General features: G+C 71.3%; 15 protein-coding genes and 1 pseudogene. 4 read left to right on the forward strand and 12 right to left on the reverse strand.

The window, feature by feature from the left end; genetic code table 11:
* Positions 1-125 precede the first annotated feature (125 nt).
* Positions 126-752 carry a hypothetical protein gene (locus tag AB0368_RS07660; protein ID WP_366152993.1) on the forward strand — a complete coding sequence of 209 codons (627 nt, stop codon included), beginning with the start codon at positions 126-128 and terminating at the stop codon, positions 750-752.
* Here the strand turns inward: AB0368_RS07660 and AB0368_RS07665 are convergent.
* The 9 genes from AB0368_RS07665 to AB0368_RS07705 all read right to left on the reverse strand — a co-directional run bounded on the left by AB0368_RS07665 (position 746) and on the right by AB0368_RS07705 (position 10,918).
* Positions 746-1,138: a hypothetical protein gene (locus AB0368_RS07665; RefSeq protein WP_366152994.1), complete on the reverse strand. Its 393-nt coding sequence runs from the start codon at positions 1,136-1,138 to the stop codon at positions 746-748. The two genes, AB0368_RS07660 and AB0368_RS07665, sit on opposite strands and share 7 nt — an antisense overlap.
* 36 nt (positions 1,139-1,174) lie before the next feature.
* Positions 1,175-2,293 carry an ROK family protein gene (locus tag AB0368_RS07670; protein ID WP_366153349.1) on the reverse strand — a complete coding sequence of 373 codons (1,119 nt, stop codon included), beginning with the start codon at positions 2,291-2,293 and terminating at the stop codon, positions 1,175-1,177.
* A 178-nt stretch (positions 2,294-2,471) separates the two neighbouring features.
* On the reverse strand, positions 2,472-3,578 hold the full coding sequence (locus tag AB0368_RS07675; RefSeq protein WP_366152995.1) for a sugar-binding protein: 1,107 nt from the start codon (positions 3,576-3,578) through the stop codon (positions 2,472-2,474).
* Positions 3,579-3,635: 57 nt separating this feature from the next.
* Positions 3,636-4,961, reverse strand: a complete 1,326-nt coding sequence (mmsB, locus tag AB0368_RS07680; RefSeq protein ID WP_366152996.1) for a multiple monosaccharide ABC transporter permease — start codon at positions 4,959-4,961, stop codon at positions 3,636-3,638.
* Positions 4,958-6,508: a multiple monosaccharide ABC transporter ATP-binding protein gene (gene mmsA / locus AB0368_RS07685; RefSeq protein ID WP_366152997.1), complete on the reverse strand. Its 1,551-nt coding sequence runs from the start codon at positions 6,506-6,508 to the stop codon at positions 4,958-4,960. The genes mmsB and mmsA overlap by 4 nt, the downstream gene beginning before the upstream one ends.
* Before the next feature lie 185 nt (positions 6,509-6,693).
* Entirely contained in the window at positions 6,694-8,868 is a 2,175-nt protein-coding gene (locus AB0368_RS07690; protein ID WP_366152998.1) for an MMPL family transporter, read from the reverse strand.
* Position 8,869: 1 nt separating this feature from the next.
* A complete protein-coding gene (locus tag AB0368_RS07695; RefSeq protein WP_366152999.1) occupies positions 8,870-9,418 on the reverse strand; it encodes a helix-turn-helix domain-containing protein in 549 nt (182 codons plus the stop codon).
* Between the two features lie 57 nt (positions 9,419-9,475).
* Positions 9,476-10,357 (reverse strand): phosphatase PAP2 family protein, encoded by an 882-nt coding sequence (locus AB0368_RS07700; protein WP_366153000.1) that lies wholly within the window; start codon positions 10,355-10,357, stop codon positions 9,476-9,478.
* 153 nt (positions 10,358-10,510) lie between these two features.
* Positions 10,511-10,918 carry a MarR family transcriptional regulator gene (locus tag AB0368_RS07705; RefSeq protein WP_366153001.1) on the reverse strand — a complete coding sequence of 136 codons (408 nt, stop codon included), beginning with the start codon at positions 10,916-10,918 and terminating at the stop codon, positions 10,511-10,513.
* Between the two features lie 81 nt (positions 10,919-10,999).
* Here AB0368_RS07705 and AB0368_RS07710 point away from each other — a divergent pair, with 81 nt between their 5' ends.
* Positions 11,000-12,778 (forward strand): ABC transporter ATP-binding protein, encoded by a 1,779-nt coding sequence (locus AB0368_RS07710; protein ID WP_366153002.1) that lies wholly within the window; start codon positions 11,000-11,002, stop codon positions 12,776-12,778.
* Between the two features lie 18 nt (positions 12,779-12,796).
* Here the strand turns inward: AB0368_RS07710 and AB0368_RS07715 are convergent.
* Positions 12,797-13,375 (reverse strand): annotated as a pseudogene (locus tag AB0368_RS07715) (phosphatase PAP2 family protein); the annotation flags it as partial.
* 301 nt (positions 13,376-13,676) lie between these two features.
* The gene (locus AB0368_RS07720; protein ID WP_366153003.1) at positions 13,677-15,038 is read right to left on the reverse strand and encodes an NAD(P)/FAD-dependent oxidoreductase; all 1,362 of its coding nucleotides are present in this window, start codon (positions 15,036-15,038) and stop codon (positions 13,677-13,679) included.
* A 137-nt stretch (positions 15,039-15,175) separates the two neighbouring features.
* Here AB0368_RS07720 and AB0368_RS07725 point away from each other — a divergent pair, with 137 nt between their 5' ends.
* A complete protein-coding gene (locus AB0368_RS07725; protein ID WP_366153004.1) occupies positions 15,176-16,477 on the forward strand; it encodes a ferredoxin reductase family protein in 1,302 nt (433 codons plus the stop codon).
* A gap of 1 nt (position 16,478) precedes the next feature.
* Here AB0368_RS07725 and AB0368_RS07730 read toward each other — a convergent pair whose 3' ends face one another.
* Positions 16,479-17,054 (reverse strand): hypothetical protein, encoded by a 576-nt coding sequence (locus AB0368_RS07730; protein WP_366153005.1) that lies wholly within the window; start codon positions 17,052-17,054, stop codon positions 16,479-16,481.
* A gap of 122 nt (positions 17,055-17,176) precedes the next feature.
* Between AB0368_RS07730 and AB0368_RS07735 the strand changes: the two genes are divergently transcribed.
* Positions 17,177-18,166, forward strand: a complete 990-nt coding sequence (locus tag AB0368_RS07735; protein WP_366153006.1) for an LLM class flavin-dependent oxidoreductase — start codon at positions 17,177-17,179, stop codon at positions 18,164-18,166.
* The last annotated feature ends 24 nt before the right edge of the window (positions 18,167-18,190 follow it).

The following is an 18,190-nucleotide window of genomic DNA, read 5'->3' on the forward strand; positions in this document are numbered from 1 at the left end:
CGCCGGGGGTCGGCCGAAAGGCAGAGGGGTGCCGGGCGCAAGGCCGGTCCCCGGTCGGATGTGCCGCCGGTACGGGTACGGCGATGCTGGCTGCACCGTGCCGGCCGAGCTCTCAGGGGGAAACGATGACGTCCGGGCCGTACTCTTCCGAAGCCACACCGCTGGCGCACACGGACGCGCTCGTCCTCGACTACCTGGCGGCGCTGTGGGCCGCCACCGACGACCTCGACGCGGACCTGCGCGACGACCTGATGACCACGGTCGCCGACTACATCGCCCTGCGCCGCTCCGCGGGGGGCACGCCGGCCGAGGATCCCGCTCAGATCCTGCGCCGGCTGGGGTCACCGGAGTCGCTGGCCGCCGCGGCCCGGCGCGGGCGGATGCCCGCCCACCTGCGGCGGCCCGTCCCGGTGCCCGTCGTCCCGCCGGCAGCCTCCGCCGGCGCCGAGTACACCGGGCTGGCCCTGCTGAGCGCCGGGGCCGTCGTGCTGCCGGTGCTCGGCCCGTTCGCCGGGATGCTGCTGATCTCCGGGTCGCCCCGGTGGAGCGCCGCGAACAAGACGGCGGCGTGGGTGCTCGCCGCCGGTCCGGCGCTGCTCGGCTTCGCCCTGGTGGTGCTGGGCGTCATGTTCGGCGGCGGCCCGGACACGCTGGTGGTGTCGTACCTGATGATGATCGCCGGGGGTTTCGTCGCCGCGCTGACGCTGCTGCCGGGTCTCACCGCCCGCCGGCACTACCCGCCGGGTTACTGAGGGCCGCGCAGGGCGGCACGCGCCAGCATGGCGATCGACAGCGCCGCGTGGGCGGTCAGGACACCGAGCAACGGGTACGTCCCCACGAGGAACCCCGCGCCGAGCGCCCCCACGACCCCTGCCGTCACCGCGAGCCCGCCGCCGACGAGGGCCTGGGCCATGCCGTGGACGCCACGGGCCACCGCGGCGAACCCGGCCACCGCGGCCAGGAAGGCGATGAGCAGCGCGCCCTGACTGCCCGGCGTGCCGAAGACCGCCTCCCGGCCGACCTGCGGCAGGCCGGAGCAGAGGGCGGCCACCACGGGAAGCTCGGCCAGCGGGGGCAGCAGCCAGGGCAGCTGGGCCGCCCAGCGCCCGCCCGCCGTGCTCGCCGGGGATTCCACCATGCTCGCCTCCGTCGTCGTCGCGGTGCCAGTGTCCTCCTACCCGGCAACACCGCCGTTGAGCGGATCGGTGAGCAGATTCTCGAACGCGACCTCCGCCGCGCCGATCAGGGGCGCGTCCGGCCCGAGCGCTCCGGGGCGCAGCTGCAGGTGCTCGCGGGAGGCCGGCAGGGCCATCGCGTCGAGGCGGCGGCGTACGGTGGCGGCGCCGGCGGCGTACACCTCGCGCAGGGCTCCCCCGAAGACCACGACGTCGGGGTTGAAGACGTTGACGAGGTTGGCCACGCCGAAGCCCAGCCAGTCCGCGACGCCGCGCAGGGCGTTGCGGGCGACGGTATCACCGAGCGCGGCCGCCCGCAGGATCGCCAGCGGGTCCGTGCCGGCCGGGGCCCCGGCACGGCGCAGCAGGGCCGTCACCCCGGCCTCGGTGTCCCAGCAGCCCCGGGAGCCGCACCCGCACCGGTGGCCGTGCGGGTTGACCACCATGTGGCCCACCTTGCCGCTGCGGCCGCCGTGCCCGGTCACCAGGCGGCCGCCGGTCACGATGCCGGCGCTGATGCCCGGGTCGCCGTGCAGGTAGACGAGGTCGTCGATGCCGGCCGCGACGCCGCGGGTGTGTTCGGCCAGCGCGGCGAGGTCGGCCAGGTCGCCCGCCACGAATCCCGGAGCGGGCAGGCCGAGGGCGGCGCCGAGCGCCGCGGGGACCGTCTCGTCGACGCCGCGGGTGGAGTCCGCGACGGCGACGGCGCTGCCGGCACAGACGGTGTCCGCGCCGGGGTCCTGCCCCATCGCCCGGATGAGGCGGACGAGGTCGCCGACGGTGTCGGGCAGCGCGGTGCCCGACGCGCGGGAGGTCTCGCGCCGGTCGAGGATCTGGCCGCCGAGGCCGACGCGGGCCGCGCGCAGCCGCCCCGGCTCGATGCTCACCGCCTGGGCGTAGACCCGTTCCGAGCGGGGGCTGACCACGAGCGAGGGCCGCCCGGCCCGCCGGGCGGTGGTCGGCACCTCCTCGGTGACCAGGCCGGCGGCGGCGAGGTCGGCGGCCAGCGCGCCGATGGTGCTGCGGTTGAGGCCGAGCCGACCGGTCAGCTCGGCGCGGGAGGTGGGTCCGTGCACGTGGACGTAGCGCAGCACGGCGCCCAGGTTCTGGCGGCGGATCTCCTCCTGCCCGGCGGCCGGGGACGGCGACGCGGGCGGCGGCTGGTCGGGTGGGTCGGCTGGTCCGGCGCGCAGGCCGCGCCGCAACGGTGCGACCACGACAGGGCTCCTCTGGGGATGGGCGCAGACGGCGAAGGGTCCCCGGAAGCTCGCTCCGGGGACCCAAGGCCTTGCGGGACTACTTGGTGAGCGGCGCGAGCTTCGGGTCGTTCGCGTACGCCTCGGCGGCATTGTCCTTGGTCACGGCGACCGGCGGCAGCAGGAACGTCGGGACGACCTTGGTGCCGTTGTTGTAGGACTTGGTGTCGTTGATCTGCGGCTCGTTACCCGCCTGGATGGCCTTGACCATGTTGATGGTCTCCTTCACCAGGTTGCGAGTGTCCTTGTTGATCGTCATGTACTGCTCGCCGGCCATGATCGACTTGATCGACTCGACCTCGGAGTCCTGACCGGTGACGACCGGGACGGGCTTGTTGCGGCTCTTGATCGACTGGATGATCGCGCGGGCCAGGGTGTCGTTCGGCGACAGGACGCCGTCGAGCTCCTTGGAGCCGTAGGTCGAGGTCAGCAGCTGGTCCATGCGGGCCTGCGCACCCTCGGCCTTCCAGCCCTGGATGGCGGTCTGCTTGACGTCGGTCTGCTTCGAGCCGACGACCAGGTTGCCCTTGTCGATCTCCGGCTTGAGCACGTCCATCGCGCCGTTGAAGAACACACCGGCGTTGTTGTCGTCGGGCGAACCCGAGAACAGCTCGATCGTGTACGGGCCCTTCGGCTTCTTCTTCTTCATGCCGTCCAGCAGGGCCTGGCCCTGGAGCTGGCCGACCTTGAAGTTGTCGAAGGCGACGTAGTAGTCGAGGTCCGCGGTGTTCAGGATCAGGCGGTCGTACGCGATGACCTTGGCACCGGCGGCGTGGGCCGCGGCGATCTGGGTCGACAGCTGCGCGGCGTCGGTCGCACCGACGACGATGACCTTGGCGCCCTTGGTGGTCATGGCGGTGATCTGGGCCTGCTGGTCGGCGACCGTGGTCGACGCGCCGGCGTACTGCACGTCGCTCTGGAAGCCGGCCTCCTTCAGGCCGCTGGTGAACAGGTCACCGGCGAGTACCCAGTTCTCCGAGGTCTTCGCGGGCAGCGCCACACCGATGAGGGAGTTGGCGGCGAAGCCCTTGGTCGAGCCGCCGCTCGAACCGCTCTTGCTGTCATCGTCGCGGCCGGAGCCGCAGGCCGTCAGGGCCAGCACCGCGATGGCGCCGACCGCCACCGACTTGCCGAAAAGGTTGCGCATGGGGGGTTGTTGCCCTTCTTTTGGAGGTGTTGCGGGTGAGAGGGGGTCGGTGGGCCGTCAGCCGGCCACCGTCGTCTTGGCGGGCGTGCTGCCCGCTTCCGACGATGAAGCCGGCAGGGCGGTTGCCTCCCGGCGGAACGGGCGGGTGATGCTCCCGATGATCGAGAAGCGGCCCTGGCTCTTGTTGTAGACGTCCAGGGCGACGGCGAGCAGCAGGACCAGGCCCTTGATGATCTGGACCCGGTCGGTGCCGACGCCGAGCAGCTGCAGGCCGTTGTTGAGCACGGCCATGACCAGACCACCGACGATGGAGCCGGAGATCGTGCCGATGCCGCCGGAGACCGCCGCGCCACCGATGAAGACGGCCGCGATCGCGTCCAGCTCCCAGCTGAGGCCGTCCTGCGGGCCGGAGGCCCCGGATCGCGCCACGAAGATCATGCCGGCCAGGGCGGCGAGGATCGACATGTTCATCATGACCAGGAAGTTGACCCGGCGGAGCTTCACACCGGAGAGCTCCGCGGCGCGGGAGTTGCCACCGACCGCGTAGATGTGCCGGCCGCCGGCGGTGTTGCGGGTGTAGAAGCTGTACACGATCACCAGCACCACGAGGATGAGGCCGGAGATCGGGAAGCTGGTGCCGATCCGGCCGCCCGCGAAGCGCAGCGTCACGAAGATCAGGACACCCACCATGATGGCCATCCGGATGACCGAGACCCACATCGGCGCCGGCTCCGCGTTCATCTCCTTGCGGGTGTGCCGGGTCTGCATCTCACGCCACACCACGGCGGCGCAGGCCGCCAGGCCCAGCAGGAGAGTCAGGTTGTTGTAGCCGGTGTCGGGGCCGATCTCCGGCAGGAAGCCCGCCCCGATCTTCTGGAAGCCCTTGGGGACCGGGATCGTGTCGGCGTTGCCCACGAACTGGTTGGCGCCGCGGAACAGCAGCATGCCGGCCAGCGTCACGATGAACGCCGGGACGCCGATGTAGGCGACCCAGAAGCCCTGCCAGGCACCGATGACAGCGCCGATCGCCAGGCCGAACAGGATCGCCAGCGGCCAGGGCAGCGACCAGTCCGCCATCGACTTGGCGACCAGGATGCCGACGAACGCGGCGATCGAGCCGACCGACAGGTCGATGTGGCCGGCCACGATCACCATCAGCATGCCGATGGCCAGGATCAGGATGTAGGAGTTCTGCTGGAACAGCGCGATCAGGTTGTCCGACCGCAGGGTCAGGCCGTCCCCGAAACCCACACCGAGGTCGCGCGCGGTGAGGAACTGGAACAGCAGGACGATCGCCACGAGAGTGAAGATCATCCCGAACTGGCGGGCGTTGGAGGTCGTGCCCCCGAACAGGTTCTTCTGAAGGTCCTTGAATCGGCTCATCGGGTCTGCATCTTCTTCGTCGAGGTCATCTGCTTCATGAGGGTCTCCGGGTCCGCGTCCTGGCGAGCGATGTCGCCCGTGATCTGGCCTTCGAACACGGTGTAGATGCGGTCGCAGAGCCCGATCAGCTCGGGCAGCTCCGAGGAGATGACGATGACGCCCTTACCCTGGTCGGCGAGCCGCTGGATGATGCCGTAGATCTCGTACTTCGCGCCCACGTCGATACCGCGCGTGGGCTCGTCGAGGATCAGCAGGTCGGGGTCCGTGAACATCCACTTCGCCAGGACGACCTTCTGCTGGTTGCCGCCGGAGAGCTTGGAGACGCCCTCGTCCACCGTGGGCGCCTTGGTACGCAGCTCCTTGCGGTACGACTCGGCGGCCTGGTACTCGGCGACCTCGTCGAGCACGCCGCGCTTCGTGATCTTCGACAGCTTGGCGGCGACCGTCGACGTCTTGATGTCGTCGAGCAGGTTGAGGCCGATCGCCTTGCGGTCCTCGCTCACGTACGCCAGGCCGTGGTGGATCGCGTCGGCCACCGACTTGAGCTGGATCTCCCTGCCGTCCTTGAAGATCCGGCCGCCGAGGTAGACCCCGTACGAGCGGCCGAAGATGCTCATGGCCAGCTCCGTGCGCCCGGCACCCATCAAGCCGGCGAAGCCGACGATCTCGCCCCGGCGCACCTGGAAGCTCTCGCCCTTGCAGACCAGCCGCTCGGTGGAGATCGGGTGACGCACCGTCCAGTCGCGCACCTCGAAGAAGACCTCGCCGATCTTCGGGGTGTGGTCGGGGAAGCGGCTGCCCAGCTCGCGACCGACCATGCCGCGCACGATCCGGTCCTCGTCGACGCCGTCCCGCTTGATGTTCAGCGTCTCGACCGTCTTGCCGTCGCGCAGGATGGTGATCTCGTCGGCGATCGCTTCGATCTCGTTCAGCTTGTGCGAGATCATGATCGAGGTGACGCCCCGCTCGCGGAAGCCGCGCAACAGGTCCAGCAGGTGCTGGGAGTCGGCCTCGTTCAGCGCCGCGGTGGGCTCGTCGAGGATGAGCAGCTTGACGTCCTTGGAGAACGCCTTGGCGATCTCGACGAGCTGCTGCTTGCCGACGCCGATGTCCTTGATCAGGGTGTCCGGGTCCTCGCTGAGGCCGACCCGGGCCATCAGGTCCAGCGCCTGGCGCTGCGCCGACTTCCAGTCGATCGCACCCCGCTTGCGCGGCTCGTTGCCGAGGAAGATGTTCTCGGTGATCGACATGTCCGGGATCAGCGCCAGCTCCTGGTGGATGATGACGATGCCCGCGTGCTCGCTCTGCCGGATGTCGGAGAAGCGCACCTCAGAGCCCTGGTAAACGATGTCACCCGAGTAGCTGCCGTACGGGTAGACGCCGCTGAGCACCTTCATCAGCGTGGACTTGCCGGCGCCGTTCTCGCCGCAGATGGCGTGAATCTCACCGGCCCGGACCACCAGGTTGACGTCGGAGAGCGCCTTGACGCCGGGGAACTCCTTGGTGATGGAACGCATCTCCAGGAGGATGGGGGCGGATGTCGTCATCGCACGCACCACCTCGCGAACGTCATGGATGCCTCCGGGAGGGATCGGGTTGATGCGGTGTTTTGTTGCCGACGGCAACCTATTCCTCCGTGAAGAAGGCTCGCAAGTCTCGAGATCCACCGGGAAGGTAACAATCCGGCAATGAAGAAGCGGGCTGCCGTAACGACAGCCCGCTCCTACTCGGTTCAGACAGTGACCGGAACCTTCTCGGATGCCTGGTCAAGCTGCTTTCTGAGCTTTTCTCCCTCGATGTCGACGTTGGGCAGCAGCCGGTCCAGCCATCCCGGCAGCCACCACGCTGAGCGACCGAGCAGGGAGATCACCGCCGGCACGACGGTCATCCGGACGACGAACGCGTCGATGGCGACGCCGACCGCGAGCGCGAAGCCCATCGACTTGATGACGGGGTCGTCCAGCAGCACGAAGCCGGCGAAGACGGACGTCATGATCAGCGCGGCGGCTGTGACCACCCGGGCGCCGTGGCCCATGCCGCTGATCGTCGCCTCCTGCGGACCCTCGCCGTGCACGAAGTCCTCGCGCATCCGCGACACCAGGAACACCTCGTAGTCCATCGCGAGGCCGAACAGGATGCCGATGAGCAGGATCGGCAGGAAGCTGATCAGCGGCCCCGGCGTGGAGAGCCCGACAAGGTTCGCCAGGTGGCCCTCCTGGAACACCAGCACGGTGACGCCGAAGGTGGCCCCGACGGTGAGCAGGAAGCCGAGCGCCGCCTTCAGCGGGACCAGCACCGAGCGGAACACGAGCATCAGCAGGAGCACCGAGAGCCCGACGACCAGCAGAAGATAGACCGGCATGGCGTCGGAGAGCTTCGCGGACACGTCGATGCCGATCGCGGTCTGCCCGGTCAGGGCGATGTCGGCGCCGGGCAGGCCGCGGGTCCGTTCGCGGACCGTCTGGACGAGCGTCTCGGTGGCCTCGTCGGTGGGGCCGGTGGCCGGGATGATGCCGAGCAGGGCGGTGCGCTTGTCCTGGCTCAGGTTAGGCGGGGTGACCGCGAGCAGGTTCGGCGTACCCGCCAGGGCCTGGTTCACCTGGCCGACGGCGGCGGTGGTCTGCTGCGGCGAGTCGCTGGAGACGACCAGGGCGAGGCGGCCGGTGAAGCCGGGCCCGAAGCCCGCGGTGATGAGGTCGGCGGCCTCGCGGGCCGGCGTGCCCTCCGCGGCCGCGCTCGCGTCCGGCAGCGCGACCCGCATGCCGGCGGCGGGCAGCGCCAGCGCGCCCAGGCCGAGGATTCCGACCAGGATCACGGGTACGCGCAGCCGCGTCACGATCCGCGCCCAGCGGAAGCCGAAGCCCTCCTTCTCCGCGACGTGCCCGGTCCGGCCGTTGCGCAGCCGCCGCGGCAGCACCTTGGCGCCGGCGAAGCCGAGCAGCGCGGGCAGCAGGGTCACGGCGACCAGCACCGCGACGGCGACCGTGCCGGCGGCGGCCAGGCCCATGACGGTGAGGAACGGGATGTTGACCACCGCCAGGCCGGCGAGCGCGATGATCACGGTGATGCCGGCGAAGACCACGGCGGAGCCGGCCGTACCGACCGCCCGGCCGGCGGCCTCCTCCGGCTCGATGCCCTCCACCAGGTGCTGGCGGTGGCGGGAGGTGATGAACAGCGAATAGTCGATGCCGACCGCGAGGCCGAGCATGAGCGCCAGCACCGGGGCCGTGCTGGTGAGCGAGACGACGCTGCTGAGGGCGTACAGGCCGGCCATGCCCGCGCCGACGCCGATGAGCGCGTTGACCATCGTCATCCCGGCCGCCACCAGCGAGCCGAAGGTGACGACGAGGACCACGAGCGCGATGATGACGCCGATGGACTCGGTGCCGCCGACCTCCGGCTCGGCGTTCATCACCTCACCGCCGTGCTCGACGCGCAGCCCGGCGGCCTCGGCGGCGGCGCCGCTGTCCTCGTACGCGCTGCGCTGCTCCTTGGTGACCGCGTCCGCGCGCTCGGCGAACTGGACCTGGACCAGGGCGTAGCGGCCGTCCCGGGACAGGGCCTGTACCTGGTACGGGTCGACCGCGCCGATCACGCCGGGCAGGGTGGCGGCCTCCTTCACCAGGCCCTGCACCGCGCCCTTGAGCTGCGGCTCGGCCAGCGCCCGGCCCTGCGGCGCCGCGACCACAATGGTGCCGGTCGCGCCGCTGGCCTCCGGGAACTCGTGCCGCAGGGCGTCGATCGCCCGCTGCGACTCGGTGCCCGGCATGGTGAAGTCGCTCGAGGTCGGCCCCTTGAACGCGAGCGCCGCGCCGCCGAGAGCGGCCAGCAGCACCAGCCACAGGACGACCACCATTTTGCGGCGTCGGAACGAGATCCGGCCGAGCCGGTAGAGCAGGGTTGCCATGTCAGTCCTCAGTGGTCGAGCGGATGATCAGGGCACGACGGGCGACACCCACGAGGGCCGGCCGGAGCTCGGCGGGGTCGCGCTCCTCGTCGATGACGACGGAGACGACGCCGGAGAGCACCACCTCGGCCGCGATGCACGCGGCGGAATCGGTGGAGCGCCCGGCGAACGCGGCGCAGAGGGCGTCGGTGAGCGGCAGCAGGTCCGCGAAGGCCGGTTCCTGGAGGAATTCCGGGATGCCGCCGTAGATGAGCTTGGCCTCCCGCCGGTGCCGCAGGACCAGGTCCACGAACCCGTCGATGGCGGCGGCCCGGGCGGCCTCGTCGTCGAGTGGCGCGAGGCTCGCCACCAGGTCGGCGAGCTCCTGCGCGGCCGGCGCGGTGAGCGTGGCCAGGATCGCGTCCTTGCTGGCGAAGTGGTACAGCAGCGTGGCCTTGGAGCAGCCGACCCCCGCGGCGATGTCCTGCAGGGAGGTGCCCTTGTAGCCGAAGTGGGCGAACTGCTCGGCGGCGACGCGGAGGATCTCGTCGCGGGTACTGACGCGTGCCATGACCCCAGCATGCCTGACCGATCGGTCAGATACTGGCCGATCGGTCAGGAAAGTGGCTCACGTAACACGGAGATCGACTGCTGTTTCCTCGTCCGGGCGGCTCGTCGAGGACAGCAGGTCGACGCCGGACCGCGGCTGTTCCAGCACCCAGGAGGCGCGGGCGCCGCTGCGGGGACGCGGGATCTCGACCACCGGCGGCGCCTTCTCGGTGGCGGGCGCCACGGCGAGCTGCGGGCGAGGCAGGACCATCAGCACCACCGCCAGCAGCGTCACCGCGACGATCGCGTCGAGCCAGTAGTGGTTGCCGGTCGCCACGACGACCAGCAGGGTGATCAGCGGATGAGCCAGCCAGAGCCAGCGCCGCCGCGGGGTGGTGGCGGCGATGAGGGCGATCGCCACCGCGAGGGCCCAGCCGACGTGCAGGGACGGCATGGCCGCGTACTGGTTGCTGACCGTGTCGGTGGCCGGCGCCCCGTAGACCGACGGCCCGTAGACGCGGCCGGTGTCGAGCAGGCCGGCGATCGCCGACATCCGGGGCGGGGCGAGCGGCACGACCAGATGCACGGCGAGGGCGACGGCGGTGAGGCAGGCCAGCGTACGGCGCATCCACCGGTAGACGGCGGGGCGGCGGACGTACAGCCAGACCAGCGCCAGGGCGGTGGCCGGAAAATGGACGTACGCGTAGTAGCAGTTGGCCAGCCGGACCAGGAACCCGTGGTCGATGATCGCGCCCTGCACCGACGACTCGGCCGGCAGGCGCAGCGCCCGCTCGAGGTCCCAGATCCGCACGGCGTTGCTCATCGCCTCGGTCACGTGCCCGGTCGCCAGCATGCGGCCGGCCTCGTACGCCAGGAACAGCCCCGCCACCAGAAGCAGTTCGCGCATCGCGGCGCGCACCGCGGCCCGGCGACCCGCGCCGGTGTGTTCTGCCACCAACACGGTGGCCCCCCGTTCTCGCGCCGGCTCTCCCCTCGACGGCACGACGACGGGCGGCACTGAGGGAGAATCTTGGACCCCCGGCCATCCGTGCGTCACGTCCCGTACGCCCGGATGTGACCAGTCGCTCACCGGCCCGCGGCCGCCGCGGGCGGGTCAGTCGCGCAGTTTGCGCAGGATGCGGGTCAGTTCGGCGCGGTCGGCCGCGCTCAGCGCACCGAAGAACCGTTCGGTCTCCGCCTTCCTCGCGGCCTTGATGCGGTCGCCGCTGGCCCGGCCCGCGTCGGTCAACGCCACCAGGGTCGCCCGGCGGTCGGCCGGGTCCGGTTCGCGCCGCACGAGGCCCCGGTGCTCCAGGTCGTCGACCACCTCGGTCGCCGAGCGGGCCGCGATGCGCAGGTGCTCCGCCAGCGCGCCCGGCCTCAGCGAACCGTGGCGCAGCAGCACCGCGAGCGCTCGGCCGTGGGAAGGCGAGATGTTGAGCGGCTCGAGGGTCTCGCGGTTGAGGTGACGCAGGCGCCGGGCGACGGCCCAGAAGAGCTCCGAGAGGGTGCTGTCCTCCACGGGAATACCGTACCAGCGGTTGCGGTTGTTCCCTCATGTTGAGGTAACCTCAGTAAAACTCCGGAAGAAGAAGGTACGCACTTGGATTCCCCCCGACGCCCCAGAACCGTCAGTGCCGCCGAGAAGGCCCAGGCGAGAGAGGTCTCGCTGCGCCGGATCGGCCGGCTGTTCACCGCCCACCGGGGGCAGCTCGCCCTCGTCGTCGCCATCATCGTGGCCTCGTCCGTGATCTCGATGGCCTCCCCGTTCCTGCTGCGCGAGGTCATCGACGTCGCGCTCCCCCACCAGAACGTCACGCTGCTGGTGTGGCTGGTCGCCGGGATGGTCGCCGTCGCCGCGCTGACCTCCGCGCTCGGCGTGGTCCAGACCTGGATCTCCACCACCGTCGGCCAGCAGGTCATGCACCGGCTGCGTACCGACGTGTTCCGCCACCTGCACCGGCAGTCCGTCGCGTTCTTCACCCGTACGCGCACCGGCGAGGTGCAGTCGCGCATCACCAACGACATCGGCGGCATGCAGTCCGTCGTCACCTCGGCCGCCACCTCGGTCGCCTCGAACCTCACCACCGCGGTCGCGACCGCGGCGGCCATGGCCGCCCTCTCCTGGCAGCTGTCCCTGGTCTCGCTCGTCGTGCTGCCGCCCGCGATCTACCTGACCCGCCGGGTCGCGCGCATGCGCCGGGAGATCACCGCGCAACGCCAGCGGGAGCTCGCCGACCTCAACGTCACCGTCGAGGAGGGACTGTCCATCAGCGGCGTGCAGCTCAGCAAGACCATGGGTACGGGCCCCGCCCTCGTCGAGCGCTTCACCGCCTCCTCCGCGCGGCTGATCGACCTCGAACTGCGCTCCGAGCTCGCCGGCCGGTGGCGGATGGCGTCGATGAGCATCCTGTTCGCCGCGATCCCCGCGGTCATCTACCTCAGCGCCGGCCTGCCGTTCGCCGCGGGCACGCTCAGCATCGGCACCCTGGTCGCGTTCACCGCGCTGCAGACGGGGCTCTTCCGCCCGCTGATGGGCCTGCTCGGCGTCGGCGTCTCGCTGACCAGCTCGCTGGCCCTGTTCGCGCGCATCTTCGAGTACCTCGACCTGCCTGTCGAGGTGGACGACCCGGAGGACCCCGTGGACGTCGACCCGGACCGGATCCGCGGGCATCTGCGCTTCGAGGACGTCACCTACGCGTACGAGGGCAGCGAGACCGCCGCGGTCGCCGGGGTGAGCCTCGACGTCCCGGCCGGAACCTCCCTGGCGCTGGTCGGCGAGACCGGCTCCGGCAAGAGCACCCTGGCCGGGCTCGTCGCCCGGCTGCACGACCCGGACGCCGGGCGCATCACCGTCGACGGCATCGACCTGCGCGACCTGCGCCTCGCCGACCTTGCCCGGATCGTCGGCGTGGTCAGCCAGGAGACCTACCTGCTGCACACCACCGTGCGCGAGAACCTGCGGTACGCCCGCCCCGGCGCCACCGACGAGCAGATCGAGCAGGCCGCCCGCGCCGCGCAGGTGCACGACCTGATCAGCGCCCTGCCGGACGGCTACGACACCGTCGTCGGCTCACGGGGACACCGGTTCTCCGGCGGCGAGAAGCAGCGCATCGCCATCGCCCGGACGCTGCTGCGGGACCCGCGCATCCTGGTGCTCGACGAAGCGACCAGCGCCCTGGACACGGAGACCGAGCGTGCCGTGCAGCGCGCCTTCGACGAGCTGGCGCGGGGGCGTACCACGATCACCATCGCGCACCGGCTGTCGACCGTACGCGGCGCCGACCGGATCGCGGTGGTCGACCACGGCCGGATCCTCGAGTCCGGCACCCACGACGACCTGCTCTCCGAGGGCGGCCGGTACGCGGCGCTGGCGGCGTGAGGTGGCCAGCATCCCGACGGTGACCACGGCGACGCCGGCGACCGCGTCCAGCACCCAGTGGTTGGCGGTGCCGACCACCACGACCGCGGTGATCGCGGCGTAGAGGGCGCCGGCGAGACGCAGCAGCGGGCCCCGCAGCACCCAGGCGACCCAGAAGGCCCAGCCGACGTGCAAGGACGGCATCGCCGCGAGCTCGTTGGTGAGGTGGCCCAGCCCGGCCGGCGCCGAGGCGTGGCCCGACCACCAGCCCAGGTCCGCCGTGCTCGCCAGGGTGTCGACGTACCCGTGGGGCATCAGCCGCGGCGGTGCGGTCGGTATCAGCACGTAGCCGACCAGGCCGATCGCGGAGGCGAGCACCAGCCCGTTGCGCGCCGCCGGGTAGCGGTCCGGGTGGCGCCGGTAGAGCCACAGCAGCACCATTGGCGTCACCAGGTAGTGCAACGCGGCGTACCAGAAGGACATGGCGGCCGCGGCCCAGGGCGCGGCCGCCACCGCGTGGTTGAGGCCCGCCTCCAGGTCGAGACCCAGGAACCGCTCGGCGCCCAGCAGGGCCGCGGCGCGGTCCCGCGCCGCCCCGAGGTGCGGATCGGCGAGCATCCGCGCCGCGCTGTACGCCCCGAAGAGCCCCAGCAGCAGCCCGATCTCGCGCCATCCTCGTCGTGACACGTTTCCTCCCCCGTCGGCGAATCGAGGGAATCCTGGCGTGAACGGGCCCTTGCGCGGATCTGGCGCACGGCTGAATCCGATCTTTCGCGACCTCCGCCTTTCGGCCGGTGCGGTCGTCTGATCGTGACGGGACGGTCACAGCTCACCCATATGAAGCGCTCAGGGTGGTGACAGAGCGTGGCCCGACGATCCCTAGCTGAGCATCGACATCCGGGCGACCGGGGCGGGCCGGCTACTTCCCGCCGTCTGAGCCGGCGGGAACCCTCCGGCGCTCGAACGGGTCGCCGTACTCGCGGACCGCGGCCCGGGCGTACGCCTGCTGGAAGGTCGCCACCCGCTCGGACCGGCCCCGGCCCAGGAAGCTGACGAACCAGTGCAGCACGGCCGTCAGCCGGTTCTTGAAGCCGACCAGGTAGAGCAGGTGCACGGCGAGCCACATCAGCCAGCCGAGGAAGCCCGACACGTGCACGTTGCCGACACTGGCGACCGCGTGGAAGCGCGAGATGGTCGCCATGCTGCCCTTGTCGAAGTACGTGAACTTCTGCCCGGTCTCCTTGCCGGCCAGGCGGCGCTTGATCTGGTCGGCGGCGTGCCGTCCGCTCTGGATCGCGACCTGCGCGACGCCCGGCAGGCCGTCCAGCGCCATCATGTCGCCGACCGCGAAGATCTCCGGGTGCCCTTGCAGCGTGCAGTCGGGCTGCACCTGGATCCGGCCGGCACGGTCGGTCGGCACACCGGTGGCCTCCGCGAGCTTGCGGGCCAGCGGCGGCGCGGCGACGCCGGCCGCCCACATCTTCGTCATCGACCCGATGCGCTCGTGCCCGCGCGGGGTGTCGACCTCGATGCCGGTCGCGTCCACGCCGACCACCTTGGTCTCCAGCTCCACCTCGACGCCGAGCAGGTGCAGCTGGCGCAGAGCCCGGGTGGAGAGCCGGTCCCCGAACGTCTTGAGCACGGCGTCCACGGCGTCGATGAGGATGATCCGGGCCTTGCGCGGATCGATGTGTTTGTACTGGCCCGGCAGGTTGCGGTGGGCGAGCTCGGCGATCTGCCCGGCCATCTCGACGCCGGTCGGGCCCGCGCCGACGACCACGAAGGTCATCCACCGGTCCCGCTCCGCCGGGTCCTCGTGCAGGTCGGCCAGCTCGAAGGCGCCGAAGATGCGGGCGCGCAGCTCGAGCGCGTCGTCGATGCTCTTCATGCCGGGCGCGTAGTCGGCGAACTGGTCGTTGCCGAAGTACGACTGGGACGCGCCGGCGCCGACGATGAGCGTGTCGTAGTCGACGGTGTAGTCGATGCCGGGCGCCTCGACGAAGACCTTCTTCGCCTGGACGTCGACGTCGGTGACCCACCCGAGCTTGACGTCGACGTTGTCCTGGCGCTTGAGGATCTCGCGGATCGGCGGGGCGATCTCGCCCTCGGACAGGATGCCGGTCGCGACCTGGTAGAGCAGCGGCTGGAACAGGTGATAGGCGGTGCCGTTGATGAGCGTGATGTCGACGTCCGCGCGGCGCAGCGCCTTGGCGGCGAAGAGGCCGCCGAAGCCGGCACCGACGATCACCACGCGGTGCCTGCGAGCAGTGCTTCCAGCCATCTTCCGCCGCCTCCGGTGGTCGGTTCGTCCTTCGCGTACGGTATCAACGCTCTGATCCCCGCGTACCTTGCCCGTTTTCCCGGCTCAACGATCGTGTGAGCCGTCACAGGTGGCCCGGCGGGCGCATGATGTTCGGCATGCGGACCGTTCAGCTGTTCTGGGGTGTGGTGCTCCTCAACGTCGCCGTCGTGTGGGCGCTGTTCTTCACGGTGGCGCCCGAGCCGAAGAACGCGGTCCACGGCGTCGGCCTGTTCCTCGGGCTGCACGCGGCGCTGCTGATGATCCTCCAGCTGACGCTCGTGGCCCGGCTGCCGTGGCTGGACCGGCGGATCGGCATGGACCGGCTCACCTCGTGGCACCGATGGACCGGCTTCACCCTCTTCTGGGTCGTGGTGCTGCATGCGGTGTTCGTGATCGCCGGATACGCGGCCGGCCCCCAGTCGACGGCATGGCAGCAGTTCCGCCGCTTCGCCGGCATGCCCGGCCCGCTGGCCGGCATGATCGCGCTGGTCGTCGTCGTGGTCGCCGCCGGGGTGTCGATCCGGTACGCCCGCCGCCGCCTGCAGTACGAGACCTGGCACGCCGTCCACGTGTTCCTGTATGCGGCCGTCGCCCTGGTGCTGATCCATCAGCTGTTCGAGTTCTCGGCGTTCACCGCGTCGCCGGTCGCCAGGGCGTACTGGTGGGCGTTGTGGGTGTTCGCGGTCGGCGCCCTGCTCGTGGGCCGGGTCGCGGTGCCGCTGTGGCGCAACGCCCGGCACCAGTTCCGGGTCGCCGCGGTGGTGCCGGAGTCCGACGACGTCGTCTCCGTCCACGTGCGCGGCCGGGACCTCGACAAGCTGCCGGCCCGCGCCGGGCAGTTCTTCATCTGGCGCTTCCCCGGGTACGCCCGCTGGTGGCAGGCGAACCCGTTCTCGCTGTCGGCTGCCCCGGACGGGCGCTCGCTGCGGCTGACCGCGAAGGCAGTCGGCGGGGCGAGCGCGGCCCTGCGGCACATCCCGGTCGGGTCGCGGGTCTTCGCCGAGGGGCCGTACGGCGCGTTCACGTCGCTGCGCCGTACGCGGGACAAGACCCTGCTGATCGCGGGCGGCGTGGGCGTCACGCCGATCCGGGCACTCCTCGAAGAGCTGTCCGGTGACGTCGTCGTGCTCTATCGGGTGCACCGCCGCGAGGACGCGGTGCTCCTGGCCGAGCTGGAGGCGCTGGCCCGGGCCCGGGGTGCGCGGATCGAGCTGCTGACCGGGCGTACCGGTGCCGGCGACCCGCCGTTCACCCCGTTCGAGCCGCACCACCTCGCGGCGACGGTCCCGGACGTCACCGACCGCGACGTTTTCGTCTGCGGCCCGCCCGCGATGACGACGGCGGTGATCCGGGCGCTGCGAGCCCTGAAGGTGCCCCGCCGCCAGGTGCATGCGGAGCGCTTCAGCCTGGCGGCGTGAGTCAGAAGGAGCAGCTGTGCTCCCAGTGCCAGCCGATGAAGGTGTGGCGCAGCGTCACGCTCTGCCGGCAGGTCGCCGTGCCGTCCGCCGCGATCGTGACGGACGTGTCGTGGGTGTTGTGGTACCAGCGGCCCGTCGGGTCGAAGATGCCGCGATAGCTGAACTCGGCACGGGTGCTCTCCCCTGCGGACCGGCTCACCTTTTCCACCGTCCACCCGGCGTCCCACGGCTCCCGGTTGACGTGCGTGTCGTACGTGGACGAGTGCTCGTCCGTCCGGGTGGTGAGTGAGGTCATGAGGATGTTGCAGCAGTCGTACATGTCGGACGAGGTGCGATAGGTCCCGCCGCCCGCGACCCCGGAGACCCTGGAGACCTGGACGCTCTCGTACGTGAGGCGGCATTGTCCGTCCACCACGACCCTGCGCCGGACCTCCTGGCCCTGGGCCGGCACCGGGAGGGAGTCGGTGATCCGGAGCTGCCCGCACTCGCGCGGGGCGGCCGGGGCCGCCGACGCCGGCGGAGCGGCGACGCCCACCAGCCCTGCCACGGCGAGGGCCGCCACCCCTGCGGCACGCATCGATCGATCCATGATCCCTTTCTAACGGTCGGCCGCGCCGCGGGAGACGTCACCGCACCCGAGGGTGGAATCGATCACATTGTCCGGACTACGGTGCCGGTGCCCGGGTTAGAGTTCCGGGCATGACGCTGCCGCCACTGTCCATCCTGGAGGTCGCTCCGGCGCAGCACGGCCGCACCGCCCCGGAGACGCTGGCCGTCACGGCCGCCACGGTCCGGCGGGCCGACGAGCTCGGGCTGCGCCGCGCCTGGTTCGCCGAGCACCACGGCGCCCCTCTGATCAGCAGCGTGGCGCCTCCGGTGCTCATGGCGCATGCGGCGGCGACGACATCGCGGATCCGGGTCGGTTCCGGTGGGGTCCTCCTGCCGAACCACGCCCCGCGCGCGGTCGCCGAGCAGTTCGCGACGCTGGACGCGCTGCATCCCGGCCGGATCGATCTGGGGATCGGCCGCGGCCCCGGCACCTTCGACGCCGGGGTCGTCGCCGCGCTGCAACGCGGTGCGGCCCCCACCACCGACGACAGTTATCGCGCGGGCATCGTCGAGCTGCTCGGCTACTTGTCCGGGGAGAACGGGCCACCGTTGCTGCCCGGCTACCGTTCCGAGGTCCAGCCGTGGCTGCTGTCGTCCAGCACGGCGGGTGCCTCGCTCGCCGGGGAGCTGGGCCTTCCCGTCGCGTTCGCGCACCACATCCGGCCGCAGAACACCGCCGAGGCGGTGGAGCGCTACCGCGAGGCGTTCCGGCCGTCGCGCTGGGCCGAGCGCCCGTACGTGATGATCGCGGTGGAGACCATCTGCGCGGACACCGATGCAGAGGCGGCCGTGCTGGCCCGCCCCCTGGACCTCGTCAAGGCCGGGCTGTTCGCCGGGCGGGCGGACCAGCCGCTGCTCCCGCCCGCCGAGGCGGTGCAAGTGACCCTCCCGGACGACGTGCAGGAACGGCTGCGGGCCTACCGCGCCCAGCAGGCGCAGGGTTCACCGGCGACCGCGGCCGCGCAGCTGGCGGCCATCGCCGCCGTCACCGGCGCCGATGAGATCATGATGTCGACCACGATCTACGACGCAGCGGCCCGGCAGCGCTCCCTTGAGCTGCTGACGAAGGTGGCCGGCTGACGGCGAGCGCCGCGCACCCCGGAG

This window comes from Actinoplanes sp. NPDC051475, assembly GCF_040689425.1.
Classification (GTDB): Bacteria; Actinomycetota; Actinomycetes; order Mycobacteriales; family Micromonosporaceae; genus Actinoplanes.

What these genes read in the sequence shown, in the direction of transcription:
- AB0368_RS07660 (WP_366152993.1), top strand. Translation starts at nt 126, where the DNA reads ATGACGTCCGGGCCGTACTCTTCCGAAGCCACACCGCTGGCGCACACG.
- AB0368_RS07665 (WP_366152994.1), bottom strand. Translation starts at nt 1,138, where the DNA reads ATGGTGGAATCCCCGGCGAGCACGGCGGGCGGGCGCTGGGCGGCCCAG.
- AB0368_RS07675 (WP_366152995.1), bottom strand. Translation starts at nt 3,578, where the DNA reads ATGCGCAACCTTTTCGGCAAGTCGGTGGCGGTCGGCGCCATCGCGGTG.
- mmsB (WP_366152996.1), bottom strand. Translation starts at nt 4,961, where the DNA reads ATGAGCCGATTCAAGGACCTTCAGAAGAACCTGTTCGGGGGCACGACC.
- mmsA (WP_366152997.1), bottom strand. Translation starts at nt 6,508, where the DNA reads ATGACGACATCCGCCCCCATCCTCCTGGAGATGCGTTCCATCACCAAG.
- AB0368_RS07690 (WP_366152998.1), bottom strand. Translation starts at nt 8,868, where the DNA reads ATGGCAACCCTGCTCTACCGGCTCGGCCGGATCTCGTTCCGACGCCGC.
- AB0368_RS07695 (WP_366152999.1), bottom strand. Translation starts at nt 9,418, where the DNA reads ATGGCACGCGTCAGTACCCGCGACGAGATCCTCCGCGTCGCCGCCGAG.
- AB0368_RS07720 (WP_366153003.1), bottom strand. Translation starts at nt 15,038, where the DNA reads ATGGCTGGAAGCACTGCTCGCAGGCACCGCGTGGTGATCGTCGGTGCC.
- AB0368_RS07725 (WP_366153004.1), top strand. Translation starts at nt 15,176, where the DNA reads ATGCGGACCGTTCAGCTGTTCTGGGGTGTGGTGCTCCTCAACGTCGCC.
- AB0368_RS07730 (WP_366153005.1), bottom strand. Translation starts at nt 17,054, where the DNA reads ATGCGTGCCGCAGGGGTGGCGGCCCTCGCCGTGGCAGGGCTGGTGGGC.
- AB0368_RS07735 (WP_366153006.1), top strand. Translation starts at nt 17,177, where the DNA reads ATGACGCTGCCGCCACTGTCCATCCTGGAGGTCGCTCCGGCGCAGCAC.